This is a genomic window from Pseudomonas izuensis (assembly GCF_002356535.2).
Lineage (GTDB): Bacteria > Pseudomonadota > Gammaproteobacteria > Pseudomonadales > Pseudomonadaceae > Aquipseudomonas > Aquipseudomonas izuensis.
Window position 1 is genome coordinate 478,319 of the sequence record NZ_AP017423.2, and the last position, 14,274, is coordinate 492,592.

At 60.7% G+C, this 14,274-nt stretch carries 11 protein-coding genes; all 11 read left to right on the plus strand.

Features of this window, described 5'->3' with window-relative positions:
- The first annotated feature begins 342 nt into the window (after positions 1-342).
- The 11 genes from glnE to LAB08_RS02165 all read left to right on the plus strand — a co-directional run bounded on the left by glnE (position 343) and on the right by LAB08_RS02165 (position 14,270).
- Complete coding sequence (gene glnE / locus LAB08_RS02115; RefSeq protein WP_096513748.1) at positions 343-3,282, plus strand: bifunctional [glutamate--ammonia ligase]-adenylyl-L-tyrosine phosphorylase/[glutamate--ammonia-ligase] adenylyltransferase; 2,940 nt, start codon at positions 343-345, stop codon at positions 3,280-3,282.
- Between the two features lie 193 nt (positions 3,283-3,475).
- Positions 3,476-4,510 carry a lipopolysaccharide heptosyltransferase II gene (gene waaF / locus LAB08_RS02120; RefSeq protein ID WP_096513747.1) on the plus strand — a complete coding sequence of 345 codons (1,035 nt, stop codon included), beginning with the start codon at positions 3,476-3,478 and terminating at the stop codon, positions 4,508-4,510.
- 1 nt (position 4,511) lies between these two features.
- Positions 4,512-5,573, plus strand: coding sequence for a lipopolysaccharide heptosyltransferase I (gene waaC, locus LAB08_RS02125; protein WP_096513746.1), 1,062 nt, complete (start codon positions 4,512-4,514; stop codon positions 5,571-5,573).
- Positions 5,573-6,694, plus strand: a complete 1,122-nt coding sequence (locus LAB08_RS02130) for a glycosyltransferase family 4 protein (protein WP_096513745.1) — start codon at positions 5,573-5,575, stop codon at positions 6,692-6,694. The genes waaC and LAB08_RS02130 overlap by 1 nt, the downstream gene beginning before the upstream one ends.
- Positions 6,695-7,501: a lipopolysaccharide core heptose(I) kinase RfaP gene (gene rfaP / locus LAB08_RS02135; protein ID WP_096513744.1), complete on the plus strand. Its 807-nt coding sequence runs from the start codon at positions 6,695-6,697 to the stop codon at positions 7,499-7,501. It abuts the gene before it with no gap.
- Positions 7,501-8,235: a lipopolysaccharide kinase InaA family protein gene (locus LAB08_RS02140; RefSeq protein ID WP_096513743.1), complete on the plus strand. Its 735-nt coding sequence runs from the start codon at positions 7,501-7,503 to the stop codon at positions 8,233-8,235. Before rfaP ends, LAB08_RS02140 begins: the two co-directional genes overlap by 1 nt.
- 91 nt (positions 8,236-8,326) lie before the next feature.
- Positions 8,327-9,778 carry a lipopolysaccharide kinase InaA family protein gene (locus tag LAB08_RS02145; RefSeq protein ID WP_096513742.1) on the plus strand — a complete coding sequence of 484 codons (1,452 nt, stop codon included), beginning with the start codon at positions 8,327-8,329 and terminating at the stop codon, positions 9,776-9,778.
- A gap of 222 nt (positions 9,779-10,000) precedes the next feature.
- A complete protein-coding gene (locus LAB08_RS02150) occupies positions 10,001-10,336 on the plus strand; it encodes a YceK/YidQ family lipoprotein (protein WP_096515586.1) in 336 nt (111 codons plus the stop codon).
- A 166-nt stretch (positions 10,337-10,502) separates the two neighbouring features.
- A complete protein-coding gene (locus tag LAB08_RS02155; protein WP_096513741.1) occupies positions 10,503-12,260 on the plus strand; it encodes a carbamoyltransferase family protein in 1,758 nt (585 codons plus the stop codon).
- On the plus strand, positions 12,244-13,374 hold the full coding sequence (locus tag LAB08_RS02160) for a glycosyltransferase (protein WP_096513740.1): 1,131 nt from the start codon (positions 12,244-12,246) through the stop codon (positions 13,372-13,374). The genes LAB08_RS02155 and LAB08_RS02160 overlap by 17 nt, the downstream gene beginning before the upstream one ends.
- Positions 13,374-14,270 carry an antimicrobial resistance protein Mig-14 gene (locus LAB08_RS02165; protein ID WP_096513739.1) on the plus strand — a complete coding sequence of 299 codons (897 nt, stop codon included), beginning with the start codon at positions 13,374-13,376 and terminating at the stop codon, positions 14,268-14,270. Before LAB08_RS02160 ends, LAB08_RS02165 begins: the two co-directional genes overlap by 1 nt.
- The last annotated feature ends 4 nt before the right edge of the window (positions 14,271-14,274 follow it).

Sequence of the window (14,274 nt, forward strand, 5' to 3'; positions counted from 1 at the left end):
GAGTTAGCGACTGGCCTTGTGGGCAGACGTTATGAATTCTTGGATTGCCGATAGGTTGTTCCGGCGGTGTGTAGTTTTACTACAAATCTTCCGGCATTTCAGCCTTACTAATGTATATACGAGTAGTAAAACTACAGATGAGCGGCTTGTGGCCCCCGGCTGCGTTGTGAGAATAATCGTTAAGGTTGGTCTTTTACCAATCCGAAAAGGTGAAAGTTTGATGCTGGCTGCCAAAAATGAAGAAATTTCAGCTATTTCTAACTTTTGTTCGACACTCCTCCAGGTAGTGCATTCCTACAATTCACTACATTCGGGCCAATACACGCCGATCAAGGATAGACCATGAGCCTTCCTTCGCTTGCCGAACTGCCCGCCATTCTGCTGCCGTTTGTCACCCGTGCCGAGCAGTCGTTCCGTGCCGCCGTTGCTGCTTTGGATGACGACCATGGCTTGTCTGCCTGGACGGCTGAGCGCTGGGCACAATTTGCCCGCGTGACCGCCGCCAGCGATTTCGTGATTGAACAGAGTGTTCGTGACCCTTTGATGTTGCTCGACCTGGTGCGATCCGGTGAACTGGACCGCGTTTTTGCCCCGGGCGAGCTGTGCGCACAGATTGCCGCGGCGGCGAGCGCGGCCGAAACCGATGACGGACTGGGTCGCGCCTTGCGCCGCCAGCGCGCGCGTCATCAAGTGCGCATTATCTGGCGCGACCTGACCCGCCAGGCCGATCTGGTCCAGACCTGCCGTGACCTGTCGGACATGGCCGATGCCAGCATCGATCAAGCCTATCAATGGCTGTACTCGCGGCATTGCCAGCAGTTCGGCGTACCCACGGGGCGGCGCAGCGGCGAACCACAACAAATGGTCGTCCTTGGCATGGGCAAGCTGGGCGCGGTGGAGCTCAATCTGTCGTCGGATATCGACCTGATTTTCGCCTACCCGGAGGGCGGCGAAACCGTCGGTGTGAAACGTCCGCTGGATAACCAGGAATTTTTCATCCGCCTCGGCCAGCGCCTGATCAAGGCCCTGGACCCGATGACCGTCGACGGTTTCGTATTCCGTGTGGACATGCGCCTGCGACCCTATGGATCGTCGGGTGCGCTGGTCCTGAGTTTCAACGCGCTGGAGCAGTATTACCAGGATCAGGGCCGCGACTGGGAACGCTACGCGATGATCAAATCGCGGGTGGTGGCCGGCGACCAGGTGGCCGGCGCGCAACTGCAAGACATGCTGCGGCCGTTCGTTTACCGGCGTTATCTGGATTTCTCCGCGATCGAAGCGCTGCGCACCATGAAGCAGCTGATCCAGCAGGAAGTGCGGCGCAAGGGCATGGCCGACAACATCAAGCTCGGCTCCGGCGGCATCCGCGAAGTGGAATTTATCGCCCAGGCTTTCCAGCTGATTCACGGCGGTCGTGACCTGAGCCTGCAACAACGTCCACTGCTGAAGGTATTGAGTACGCTGGAAGGTCAGGGTTATCTGCCGCCGGCGGTGATCAGCGAATTGCGCGAAGGTTATGAATTCCTGCGTTACACCGAACACGCGATCCAGGCGATTGCCGACCGCCAGACCCAGATGCTCCCGGACGGCGCTCAGGATCAGGCGCGCATTGCCTTTATGCTGGGCTTCGCCGATTGGCCGGCCTTCCATGCACAACTGATGTTTTGGCGCGGCCGTGTTGCCTGGCACTTCGGTCAGGTGATCGCCGATCCCGACGAGGAGCAGGGCGTCGAAAGCGAAGTGGTGGTCGGTGGCGAGTGGCTGCCATTGTGGGAGGAGGCCCAGGATGAAGAGGCGGCCTGCCGTCAGTTGCAGGAGGGCGGTTTCGCCGACGCCCCCAAAGCGCTGAAAGCACTGGCCAGTCTGCGTAGCAGTCCGCAGTTGCGTGCGATGCAGCGTCTGGGGCGCGAACGCCTCGATGCCTTTATTCCGCGCTTGCTCGCTCAGGCGGTGGAGCATGCCAATCCGGATCTGGTGCTGGAGCGGGTGTTGCCACTGGTGGAAGCCGTGGCGCGCCGTTCAGCTTATCTGGTGCTGCTGACTGAAAACCCCGGCGCGCTGCGACGCTTGCTGACCTTGTGCGCGGCGAGTCCTTGGATCGCCGAGCAGATCACCCGCTTCCCGCTGCTACTCGACGAATTGCTCAACGAAGGCCGGCTGTTCAAGCCGCCTCTGGCCCCGGAACTGGCTGCCGAGTTGCGTGAGCGCCTGACACGAATTCCCGAAGACGACCTTGAACAACAAATGGAAGCCTTGCGCCATTTCAAGCTGGCGCACCGCTTGCGGGTGGCGGCCTCGGAAATCGCCGGCAGCCTGCCGTTGATGAAAGTCAGTGATTACCTGACCTGGCTCGCCGAGGCGATTCTGGAACAAGTGCTGGCCCTGGCCTGGCGCCAGACGGTGGCCAAATACGGTACGCCGTTGCGCACCGACGGCACCTTGTGCGATCCCGGTTTCATTATTGTCGGTTATGGGAAAGTCGGCGGTCTGGAATTGGGGCATGGTTCGGACCTGGACCTGGTGTTCATCCACGACGGCGATCCGCAGGCGGAGACTGACGGGCCCAAACCGATTGATGGCGCGCAATTCTTCACCCGGCTCGGGCAGCGGATCATTCACTTGCTCACGGCCCAGACCAACTCCGGTCAGCTCTATGAAGTGGACATGCGCCTGCGACCGTCCGGTGCGTCGGGGTTGCTGGTGAGTTCGCTGGGGGCGTTTGCCCGTTATCAGGAGAACGAAGCCTGGACTTGGGAACATCAGGCACTGGTACGGGCACGGGTGTTGGTGGGCAGCGAGGACGTCGGTCGGGCGTTCGAGCAGGTTCGCGCGGCGATCCTGGGCAAAGCGCGGGACCTGCCGGCCTTGCGCCAGGACGTCAGCGAGATGCGGGCGAAGATGCGCGATAACCTGGGCAGCAAGAGCACCGCGGCCGGCACCGGGGCAAATGCCTTCGAGGCCACGGCGCCCTTCGATCTCAAGCAGGACGCCGGAGGTATCGTCGATATCGAATTTATGGTGCAATACGCGGCCCTGGCGTGGTCCGAAACACACCCGCCATTGCTGCGCTGGACTGACAATATCCGCATTCTGGAAGAGCTGGAACACGAAGGGCTGATGCCCGCCGAAGATGCCAGCCTGTTGCGTGAAGCCTATAAGGCCTACCGCTCCGCCGCCCACCGGCAGGCCTTGCAGAAGGACCCCGGGGTGATAACCGGCGACCAGTTCGCAGACGAACGGCGACAGGTCATGCGGATCTGGCGCGAGCTGGGGCTAAGCTGAATCGGGATATTAGAAACACCCAATACCCAATGTGGGAGCGAGCCTGCTCGCGATGAGGTCGTCATATACAACATTTATGTTGACTGTCACGCCGCCATCGCGAGCAGGCTCGCTCCCACAGTAGATCTGCAGTGTTTGTAGAATTCTCGAGGCGGGGAGGCGTAGGCCTCCCCGGTTCGTTTTTGGAAACCACATGAAAATTCTGATCGTTGGGCCCAGTTGGGTCGGTGACATGGTGATGGCGCAGACACTGTTTCAGTGTCTCAAGCAGCGCCACCCGCAATGCGAAATCGACGTGCTGGCCCCCGAGTGGAGCCGGCCGATTCTTGAGCGCATGCCCGAAGTGCGCCAGGCCTTGAGCTTCCCGCTCGGTCACGGCGTGCTGGAGTTGGCTACGCGTCGGCGCATCGGTAAATCCCTGGCCGGACAGTACGACCAGGCAATTCTGTTGCCCAACTCGCTGAAATCGGCGCTGGTACCGTTTTTTGCCGCCATCCCGAAACGCACCGGTTGGCGTGGCGAGTTCCGTTACGGCCTGCTCAACGATGTGCGCACGCTGGACAAAGAACGTTATCCGCTGATGATCGAGCGCTTCATGGCCCTGGCTTACGAGCCTGGCCTGGAACTGCCCAAACCTTATCCGCGACCGAGCCTGCGGATCGACCCGGTGACACGCGAAGCGGCACTGGCCAAGTTTGGTCTGGCGCTGGATCGCCCGGTGTTGGCGCTATGCCCCGGCGCCGAGTTCGGCGAGTCCAAGCGCTGGCCGTCCGAGCACTACGCCAAGGTCGCCGAGGCGAAGATTCGCGAGGGCTGGCAGGTCTGGCTGTTCGGATCGAAAAATGATCACGCGGTGGGCGAAGACATCCGTTCGCGGCTTATTCCCGGTTTGCGTGAAGAGTCGGTGAATCTCAGTGGCGGTACCTCGCTGGCCGAGGCGATCGATCTGATGTCCTGCGCCGATTCGGTGGTCTCCAACGACTCCGGCCTGATGCACGTTGCCGCCGCGCTGAACCGCCCGTTGGTGGCGATCTACGGTTCGACATCGCCAGGCTTCACGCCGCCACTGGCCGAGCATGTCGAGATCGTGCGACTGGGCATTGAATGCAGCCCGTGCTTCGATCGTACGTGCCGTTTCGGTCATTACAACTGCCTGCGCCAGCTGATGCCGCAAGCGGTGAACGAAGCCTTGCAGCGTTTGCAGGGCACTGTGGTCGAGGTCAAATAGCTTGCGGGTACTGTTGATCAAGACTTCATCGCTGGGCGACGTGATTCACGCGTTGCCGGCGCTGACCGACGCGGCGCGGGCCATTCCCGGCATCACCTTCGATTGGGTGGTGGAGGAAGGCTTCGCCGAAATCCCCACTTGGCACCCGGCGGTGGGCAAGGTGATTCCGGTGGCGATCCGTCGCTGGCGCAAGAACATCTGGCAAACCATCAAGAGCGGTGAGTGGAAGCGCTTCAAGCAAAGCCTTCGCGCCACGAAATACGATCTGGTCATCGATGCCCAGGGCCTGCTGAAAAGTGCGTTGCTGACCCGCTATGTCAAAGCCCCTGTCGCCGGGCTCGATAAAGACTCCGCCCGTGAACCGATTGCCGCACGCTTCTATTCCCGGCGCCTGGCCGTGGCCCGTGGGCAGCATGCGGTGGAGCGGGTGCGTCAGCTGTTTGCCGTGGCCCTGGGTTATGACTTGCCCAAAGGCCTTGGCGACTATGGCCTGAACGTCGAGCGCCTGGTGGAATTGCCACGCAAGAATCCATACGTGCTGTTCCTGCACGGTACCACCTGGGACACCAAGCATTGGCCCGAAGCCTACTGGCGCGAGTTGGCCGAGCGCGTTGGTTATCTGGGGGTCGGGGTCAAGCTGCCCTGGGGTAACGCCATCGAGAAGGCCCGCGCCGAGCGCATCGCCAGGGACATGAAGCACGTCGAAGTGCTGCCCAAACTGAACCTGGCCGGTGTCGGCAAAGTGTTGGCCGGCGCGCAGGCCTGCGTGGCGGTGGACACCGGCCTCGGTCACCTGGCCGCGGCGCTGGACGTGCCGACGCTCTCGCTGTTCGGCCCGACCAACCCCGGCCTGACCGGTGCTTACGGCAAGTCGCAGATTCACCTGGCGAGCGATTTCCCCTGTGCGCCATGCCTGCAAAAGAAATGCACCTATCAACCGACGGCCGAAGATGCCCGTCTGTTTGACCTGAAACGCGAGTGGCCACTGTGCTTCACGCGTCTGAATCCCGAGCGTGTCGCCAGCAGACTGAGCACGTTGTTACTGGCTGAGGAGCTGCGCTGATGCAATTGGCATTTGTCCTGTACAAGTATTTTCCCTTCGGTGGCTTGCAGCGCGACTTCATGCGCATTGCCCTCGAGTGCCAGAAGCGCGGCCACCAGATCCGTGTCTACACGCTGATCTGGGAAGGTGACGTACCGCCCGGGTTTGAGGTGCTGGTGGCACCGGTCAAGGCGTTCTTCAACCATCGTCGCAACGAAAAACTCAGCGCGTGGATGGAGGCGGACCTGGCCAGGCGCCCGGTAGACCGTCTGATCGGCTTCAACAAGATGCCCGGCCTGGATGTCTACTACGCCGCCGACGGGTGCTTCGAAGACAAGGCGCAGAACCTGCGAAATTCGTTGTACCGTCGCTGGGGTCGCTACCGCCACTTCGCCGAGTACGAGCGCGCGGTGTTCGCCAAAGATGCAAAGACCGAAGTGTTGATGATTTCCGAAGTGCAGCAGCCGCTGTTCATCAAGCATTACGACACGCCGCTCAAGCGTTTCCATTTGCTGCCGCCGGGCATCGCCCAGGACCGCCGCCGGCCCGCGGATGCGGACGAGATCCGTGCCGGGTTCCGTGCCGAATTCAATCTCAAGGACGATGAGTTGCTGTTGGTGCAGATCGGCTCCGGGTTCAAGACCAAGGGCGTCGATCGCAGCCTCAAGGCATTGGCGGCACTGCCCGCCGACCTGAAGAAGCGCACCCGGCTGTTTGTAATTGGCCAGGATGACCCCAAGTTATTCCAGATGCAGAGCGCCACATTGGGGCTTGGCGATAACGTGACGTTCCTCAAGGGTCGCAGCGATATCCCGCGTTTCCTGTTGGGGGCCGATCTGTTGATCCACCCGGCGTACAACGAAAACACCGGCACCGTGCTGCTTGAAGCCCTGGTGGCGGGGTTGCCGGTGCTGGTGAGTGCGGTCTGTGGCTATGCCCATTACATTGCCGAGGCCGATGCTGGCCTGGTACTGGACGAGCCATTCGAGCAGGCCCAACTGACACAGTACCTGACCGGCATGTTGAACGACGCTCAAGCACGGGCGGCCTGGAGCCGCAATGGTCTGGCCTTCGCCGAGACGGCCGACCTCTATAGCATGCCGCAGCACGCGGCCGATGTGATTCTGGCGGAGCACGCTTAAATGAAGTTGATGCTGGCTGAACCGTTCAAGAGCCTCTGGGCCGGACGTGATCCGTTCGCCGAAGTCGAGGGCTTGCAGGGTGAGGTGTACCGCGAACTTGAAGCTCGCCGCACCCTGCGCACCGAGGTGAACGGCAACGGGTTTTTCGTGAAGATCCACCGCGGCATCGGTTGGGGCGAGATCTTCAAGAACCTGCTCACCGCCAAATTGCCGGTACTCGGCGCGGGCCAGGAGTGGACGGCCATCCAGCGTCTGCAAGAGGTCGGCGTGCCGACCATGACCGCCGTTGCTTATGGCGAAAAGGGCAGCAACCCGGCGGACCAGCATTCCTTCATCGTCACCGAGGAGCTGGCGCCGACCGTCAGCCTCGAAGATTTCAGCATCAACTGGGTCAGGCAGCCGCCCGAGCCAAGACTCAAGCGCGCACTGATCGCCGAAGTGGCGCGCATGACCGGCATGATGCACCGCGCCGGGGTCAACCATCGTGATTGCTACATCTGCCACTTTCTGCTGCACACCGACAAGCCGGTGACCGCGGACGAGTTCAAACTCTCGGTGATCGATCTGCACCGCGCCCAGACCCGCCCGGCCATCACCCGCCGCTGGCGTAACAAGGATCTGGCGGCGCTGTATTTTTCGGCCCTGGATATCGGCTTGACCCGCCGTGACAAACTGCGTTTCCTCAAAGGCTATTTCCAACAACCGCTACGGCAGATTCTTGGTGAAGAAGCCGAGCTGTTGAATTGGCTGGAAGGCAAGGCCGGCAAACTCTACGACCGCAAACAGCGATACGGGGATGCGCTCTGATGGCGGGTTGGAAGCTGGAACCTGCTTACAGCGATCTGGCCGCAGACTTCGGCAGTCTTGATGCTGTATTCGCGCTTCAGGGCGAACGCCTGACCCACGACCTGCTGTCCGAGGTTATCCGCGTTCAGCGCAATGGCGTGAACTACTACGTCAAACGCTACGTTGGCGCGGGCAAGGGCCTGCGTCGCTACCTGGGCAAGCCTCGGGTGAAAATGGAATGGCAGAATCTCAAGCGCTTCGCCAAATGGGGCATTCCTACCGCCGAAGTGGTGGCCTGGGGCCTGGAGCGGCGTGGCGCGGCCTACGATCGCGGGGCAATGATCACCCGTGAACTGCCACATACCGTAGACCTGTCGGTGCTGGCCGCACGTCACGATCCGAAGCTGGCGGACCGCGCCTGGGTCGACACCGTCAGCCGTCAGTTGGCCGGCTATACCCGGACCATGCACGACCACCGCTTTACCCACAACGATTTGAAGTGGCGCAACCTGTTGATCGACGATCAGGCCAAACTGTTCCTGATCGACTGCCCCAACGGTGATTTTTGGCGCGGCTTCTGGCTCAAATACCGCATCACCAAGGACCTGGCGTGCCTGGACAAGGTCGCCAAGTATCAACTGTCGGCCACCCAGCGCCTGCGCTTTTACCTGCAATACCGTCAACGGAACCGGCTTACAGTCGGCGACAAAAAACGGATCCGGCATGTGGTGAGATTTTTCGAGGGACGTGAATGACTGATTTTCTGGCCGCTCGACTGGACCTGGAAGGTCACGGTATCTACCTCAAGTGTCAGGCTGTGCGGCGCAGCCACAAGGAGAAACGCTGATGCGTTTGTCCGAACTGAAAAACGCTGGCCGCAGTCCGACGCTGCCGCTGAGCCTGTCGCTGGCCGATGCCGCCGGGCCGGCCGATTTGCAGCTGCTGAGCCTGTTGCGGGTGTTGCCCGGGCAGCGTTATGTCGGAGCCGGTGTCTGGCGGGGTCGCCCGGTGCTGGCGAAATTGCTGGTTGGCAGCAAAGCGGCACGGCATTTTCAGCGGGAGCTGGATGGCGTGCACCTGCTGGCGGCGCAAGGCTTGACCACACCGCTGCTGTTGGCCGACGGGCTCAAGGACGGCGAGGGCGGCTGGCTGCTGTTCGAATTTCTGGAAGGCGCCGCCAGCCTGGGTGATGCCTGGCAACAGGTCGAACACTTGCCGGTGCTGGCCGATGAACAATCGACAGTTCTGGCGGAGGCTCTGGGCGCAATCGGGCAAATGCATCGCAAGGGTCTGTGGCAGGAAGACCTGCATCTGGACAACCTGCTGCGCCAGGGCAGTCGACTGTATTTGATCGACGGTGCCGGGATTCGCGCCGAAACGCCTGGCCAGCCGTTGTCGCGGCAGAAATCCCTGGAAAATCTCGGTGTGTTTTTTGCCCAGTTGCCCAAGGCGCTGGAGCCGTTCACCGAAGAGTTGCTGGTTTACTACCTGCTGAGCAACGGCGAGCACGCCTTGCCCATGGAAGCGTTGCAGAAACAGATCGATAAGGTGCGCAGCTGGCGCCTGAAGGATTTTCTGATCAAGGTCGGTCGCGAATGCACGTTGTTCAGCGTCCAGCGCGGCGCATTCGCCTTGCGGGCGATTCGCCGCGAGGAAGAGGCGGCGATGCTGCCGGTATTGGAGCAGGCCGACGCCTTGCTGGATCAGGGGCACTTGTACAAGACCGGCGGCGCGGCGAGCGTCGGCAAGGTTGAAGTGGACGGTCGTACCTTGGTGATCAAGCGCTACAACATCAAGGGCTTCGCCCACTGGCTCAAACGTTTCTGGCGTCCGAGCCGTGCCTGGCATTCCTGGTGCGAAGGCAATCGCCTGGCATTCCTCGGTATTGCCACGCCAAAACCCCTGGCATTGCTGGAAAAGCGTTTTCTATGGCTGCGCAGTCGCGCTTATCTGATTACCGAGCACCTGCAAGGGCCGGACATCATCGAACGCTTTGCCCCCTATGTTGAAAGCGGCGATGCGCCCGAGGCGGAATTGGCGGCGCTGGATCAGCTGTTTGCCGAACTGATTCGCGAACGTATCAGCCATGGCGATTTCAAGGGACACAACCTGTTCTGGCAGGATGATCGCTGGGCGCTGATCGATCTGGACTCGATGTGTCAGCACAGCTCTCCCGGCAGCTTTGCCCCGGCTTATGCACGGGATCGGGCGCGATTCATGCGCAATTGGCCGCAGAGTAGTGCGCTGTATCAGGTCATTGATCAGCGTTTGCCCAAAGACATCACTGGCGCTGCCTGAATCGGACCTTCGGTCCTGTCGCGAGCAGGCTCGCTCCCACAATTGATTTGTGTTCGACATAGATCCAGTGTGGGAGCAAGCCTGCTCGCGAAGAGCCCGGAACAGCCAATCGGGAAATAGGGACAAGGTCTTGTGATCCGTCCTACATGATCTTCAGAAGCCATGAACTGTGGCTTGAATGACCACGATGCTAGTTTGCCTGACGTTCCCGGAGGGCAGACTTTGACAATAAAAATGGCAGTCACATCAGGTGTCATCTCACTCGCCCTGACCGGGTGCGGTACCGTCGCAACAGTGTTGCAGGATGATGCCGACGCGGCCCAGGGACTTCGCAGGCAAAAAACCTATTGTCAGTCCATCCCTCGGGTCTACAGCGGCCTGGCCTACGATTTCTGTGTATTGAACGCGCCACCCGATCCCACGGGAATACTCGTGCCGTTCGTTTTGCTGGACCTGGCCTTGTCCGGCACACTGGATACGGTTGTCTTGCCGTACACCGTTTACCGCCAGGCCGTGGATGGCAACATCCTCATCTACTGGCGACCTGCGCGCGGGTAAACAATGGCAGGATCGCAGCTGCGTGCACTTGCCGCTTGCCGCTAGAGGTTTGAAGCTGCTTTTAAGCTATAATCCCGCCCTTTAGCTGCCTCGCGCTCCTTGCGAAGGCACATCATTTTTTGAGGCGCCACTGCGCCTGCATGCAGACTAAAGAGGCTAGACCCCTGTGGCATTGACGATTCTTGGCCTGTCCGGCGCCCTTAGCCATGATCCTTCCGCAGCCTTGTACATCGACGGCAAGCTGGTCGCGGCGGCTGAGGAAGAGCGCTTCGTACGCGATAAACATGCAAAGAACCGCATGCCCTACGAATCGGCGAAGTTCTGTCTGGAACAGGCCGGTATCAAGCCGTCCGACGTTGACGTGGTAGCAATCCCGTTCGCCCCGATCAGCCTGTTCGGCAAGGCCCGCTGGCAGTACGCCAAGCGTTACTGGTACGCCCCGGACCGTGCACTCGACGCGATCCTGATGGGCAACCGTCGCTACAAGCGCTATCGCAACAAGATCGTCTGGTGCCTGGAGCAACTGGGTTTTGATCCGAAGAAGATCAAGATCGAGCCGGTCGAACACCACCTGGCCCACGCCTCCAGCGCTTATCACTGCTCCGGCTTCAAAGAGAAAACCGCGATCCTGGGCATCGACGGCAAGGGCGAGTACGCCACGACCTTCTTCGGTTATGGCGAAAACGGCAAGATCCACAAGATCAAGGAATTCTTCGATCCGGACTCCCTCGGCGGCCTGTACGGCGCGATCACCGAGTTCCTCGGTTTCGATATGCTCGACGGTGAGTTCAAGGTCATGGGCATGGCGCCGTACGGCGACGCCAGCAAATACGATTTCTCGCGCCTGGCTTCGTTCGAAAATGGCGAGCTGGTGATCAACACCGACTACGCCAACGTCATCGGCCTGCGTCGCTATAAAGAGAAGGGCAAGGGTTACTACTTCTCGCCGAAGCTGATTGAGTGGCTGGGTCCCAAGCGCGAAGGCGACATCGCCGACGAGCCTTACATCCATTACGCCGCGAGCATTCAAGCGCTGTTCGAAAAAATTGCGCTGCAGATGATCGACTACTACCTGGGTGACGTGCTCAAGCAAACCGGCAAGCTGGCCTATGCCGGTGGCTGTGCGTTGAACGTCAAGCTCAACCAGAAAATCATCGCCCGCGATGACGTCAAGGAACTGTTCGTGCAGCCTGCGTCCGGTGATGCCGGTACTGCAGTCGGCGCCGCGGCCTATGTGTCCCACGCCCGTGGCGTACCGGTCGAGAAGATGGAACACGTCTACCTCGGCCCGTCGTACAGCAACGAGGATGTGATTGCCGCCTGCGCCCGTCACGAGAACAAGCCAACCTGGCGCAAGCTCGACAACATGCCGGAGCAGATTGCCAAGATCATGGTCGATGGCAACCCGGTGGCCTGGTTCCAGGGCCGCATGGAGTTCGGTCCGCGCGCGTTGGGCGGTCGTTCGATCATTGGTTGCCCGAGCGTGGCCGGTGTGGCCGATCGCATCAACCACCAGATCAAGTTCCGCGAGCGCTGGAGGCCTTTCTGCCCGTCGATGCTCGACACCGTGGCTCCGCAGATGATCAAGATCGATCACCCGGCGCCGTTCATGACGTTCACCTTCGAAGTGGCTGAAGAGTGGAAAAACCGTGTGCCGGAAGTCGTCCACGAAGACGGTACGTCCCGTGCCCAGGTGCTCAAGCGCGAATACAATCCGCGCTACTACGACATGATGAAGGCGCTGGAAGTCCTGACCGGCAACGGCGTGTCGCTCAACACCTCCCTCAACCGTCGTGGCGAGCCGATGATCTGTTCGCCGACAGACGCCTTGAACATGTTCTTCGGTTCCGATCTACAGTATCTGATCATGGAAGACATCCTGGTGGTCAAAGAGGGCGCGAACGCCTATGACACGCTCGGCTGAGCGTCATGTGCTGCAGTTCTGCCACGGCTATGACGGGCCGTTCCTGGACTGCGCCCGGCAGTACGCCAGCCTGTTCGCGGGGACCGGCTATCGCGTGACCACGGTGTTTCTTACCGGGGTTGCCGATGCCGAGGTCGCCGCGGGTTGTGCCTCCGATGAAGTCTTGTTCATGGAATACAGCTCCAGGGCCATTCGTGGCCTGAAGCTGGGCGCCATTGGCGATCTGCGCAAGATCGCCGCTTCACGCAATTTCAGTTTCTGCATCGCCCATCGCTTCAAGCCGATCTACATCGCCTTGCTCGGCACCTCATTGCCGGTCATTGGCGTGCATCACGCGTTTGACGATTACAAACGGGGCACGCGCAAACTGTTCGCACACATTTTCCGCAAGCGCCTGAGCCTGCTCGGCGTGTCCGATGCAGTGCGCGATGATATGCGCAGTTGCCTGCCGAAATGGCCGGCGGCGCGGATTCGAACACTCTATAACCGCATCGATGTGCAAGCCTTGCAAGACAGTCAGCTGTCGGCGCGCGAGGCACGAGAAGTGCTCGGTCTGGCGGCGGATGCCTGGATCGTCGGTAACGTCGGGCGCCTGCATCCGGACAAGGACCAGGCCACGCTGCTGGACGGTTTTGCCGCGGCGTTGCCGGGTTTGCCGGTCAACAGCCAATTGGTGATCCTCGGTAGCGGTCGTCTCGAGCAGGATCTCAAGGCCCAGGCCCGCGAACTGGGGATTGGCGATCGCGTGCTGTTCCTCGGCCAGGTGCCCGAAGCGCGGTGTTATTTCCGTGCCTTCGACGTATTTGCCCTGAGTTCCGACCACGAACCGTTCGGCATGGTGCTGCTTGAAGCCATGGCCGCCGGTGTGCCGTTGCTCGCCACTGCGTGTGGCGGGGCGAAGGAAGTGGTCGAAGGCGTGGGCATTCTGTTCCCGCTGGGCGATGCCGAACACCTGGCGCAAGGGCTGCAGCATCTGGCCGCGATGGACGAGCAGCAACGTCACCAATGCGCCGAGCTGATGCTCGATCGTTTGCGTGAGCGCTTCTCCGACCGTGCGGTACGCGATGCTTTCTGGCATTTGCCACACGTTATCGAACTGGCACCGAGGGGCTGATGCTCAACCGATTTCAAGGCTGGCGCGAACGTGGCTGGTCGGTAGCCGATGCCTCGACCTATGCCGAGGCCTGGCAACGTTACGGCGGCAGCGTCGCAACTCATCCGATGGTGGTCGAACGCCTGGCGCATCTGGCCGATATTCCGGTGCGTTACCTGGTCTGGGAGCAACGTGGGGAAGTCAAGGCGGCGATCCCGACCTGGGGGCGCGACCTTGCTTTGTCCAAGGACGTTCTCAAGCGCTGCGGCAAAAAGGGCCTGTTCGACCTTGGCAATGCCGAGATCATCCTGCCGGCCGCCGACGATGCCCAGGCCCCTTTGCGTCATCGCGGTCGTTATTTGTCGGCGCTGAACGAAAGCCGTTTCACCGGGATCAAGTTGCAGGCCGAACAACTGGCCATGGCCCGCACACCTGAAGAGCTGTCGAAGAAGTTCCGCTATAACCAGCGCCGTGAACTCCGGTTGCTGGAAGAGGCGGGTGGCGTGGTGCGCCCGGTGTCCGAATTCTCCAGTGCGGAGCTGGCAGCGATTTACTGCGACCTGTTCCAGCGCCGCTGGGGTTTCCCGGCGACGGGCGCAGAACGCATGGCCGAGGTCATCGAGCTGCTGCGCGATTTACTGATTGGCTCGGTGATTTTCCTCAATGATGCACCGATTGCCATTCAATTGGTGTATCGCGTCGTGACGCCGCAGTGGATCAGTGTCGAGTACATCAATGGCGGCGTCGACCCTGAAACCCGTGAATTCAGCCCCGGTAGCGTGCTGAGTTTTCTCAACACCCAAAGTGCCTGGGAACATGCCCGGACGCTGGACAAGCCCTTGCGCTTTTCCTTTGGTCGAGCCGACCGGGAATACAAGGATCGCTGGTGCAACCCTGTGCCGGTCTACACCGTATGAGTGA

Bases quoted from the DNA above. Each gene is read 5' to 3' on its own strand.
- rfaP (WP_096513744.1), top strand. From the start codon at position 6,695: ATGAAGTTGATGCTGGCTGAACCGTTCAAGAGCCTCTGGGCCGGACGT.
- LAB08_RS02160 (WP_096513740.1), top strand. From the start codon at position 12,244: ATGACACGCTCGGCTGAGCGTCATGTGCTGCAGTTCTGCCACGGCTAT.
- glnE (WP_096513748.1), top strand. From the start codon at position 343: ATGAGCCTTCCTTCGCTTGCCGAACTGCCCGCCATTCTGCTGCCGTTT.
- LAB08_RS02140 (WP_096513743.1), top strand. From the start codon at position 7,501: ATGGCGGGTTGGAAGCTGGAACCTGCTTACAGCGATCTGGCCGCAGAC.
- LAB08_RS02165 (WP_096513739.1), top strand. From the start codon at position 13,374: ATGCTCAACCGATTTCAAGGCTGGCGCGAACGTGGCTGGTCGGTAGCC.
- waaF (WP_096513747.1), top strand. From the start codon at position 3,476: ATGAAAATTCTGATCGTTGGGCCCAGTTGGGTCGGTGACATGGTGATG.
- LAB08_RS02145 (WP_096513742.1), top strand. From the start codon at position 8,327: ATGCGTTTGTCCGAACTGAAAAACGCTGGCCGCAGTCCGACGCTGCCG.
- LAB08_RS02130 (WP_096513745.1), top strand. From the start codon at position 5,573: ATGCAATTGGCATTTGTCCTGTACAAGTATTTTCCCTTCGGTGGCTTG.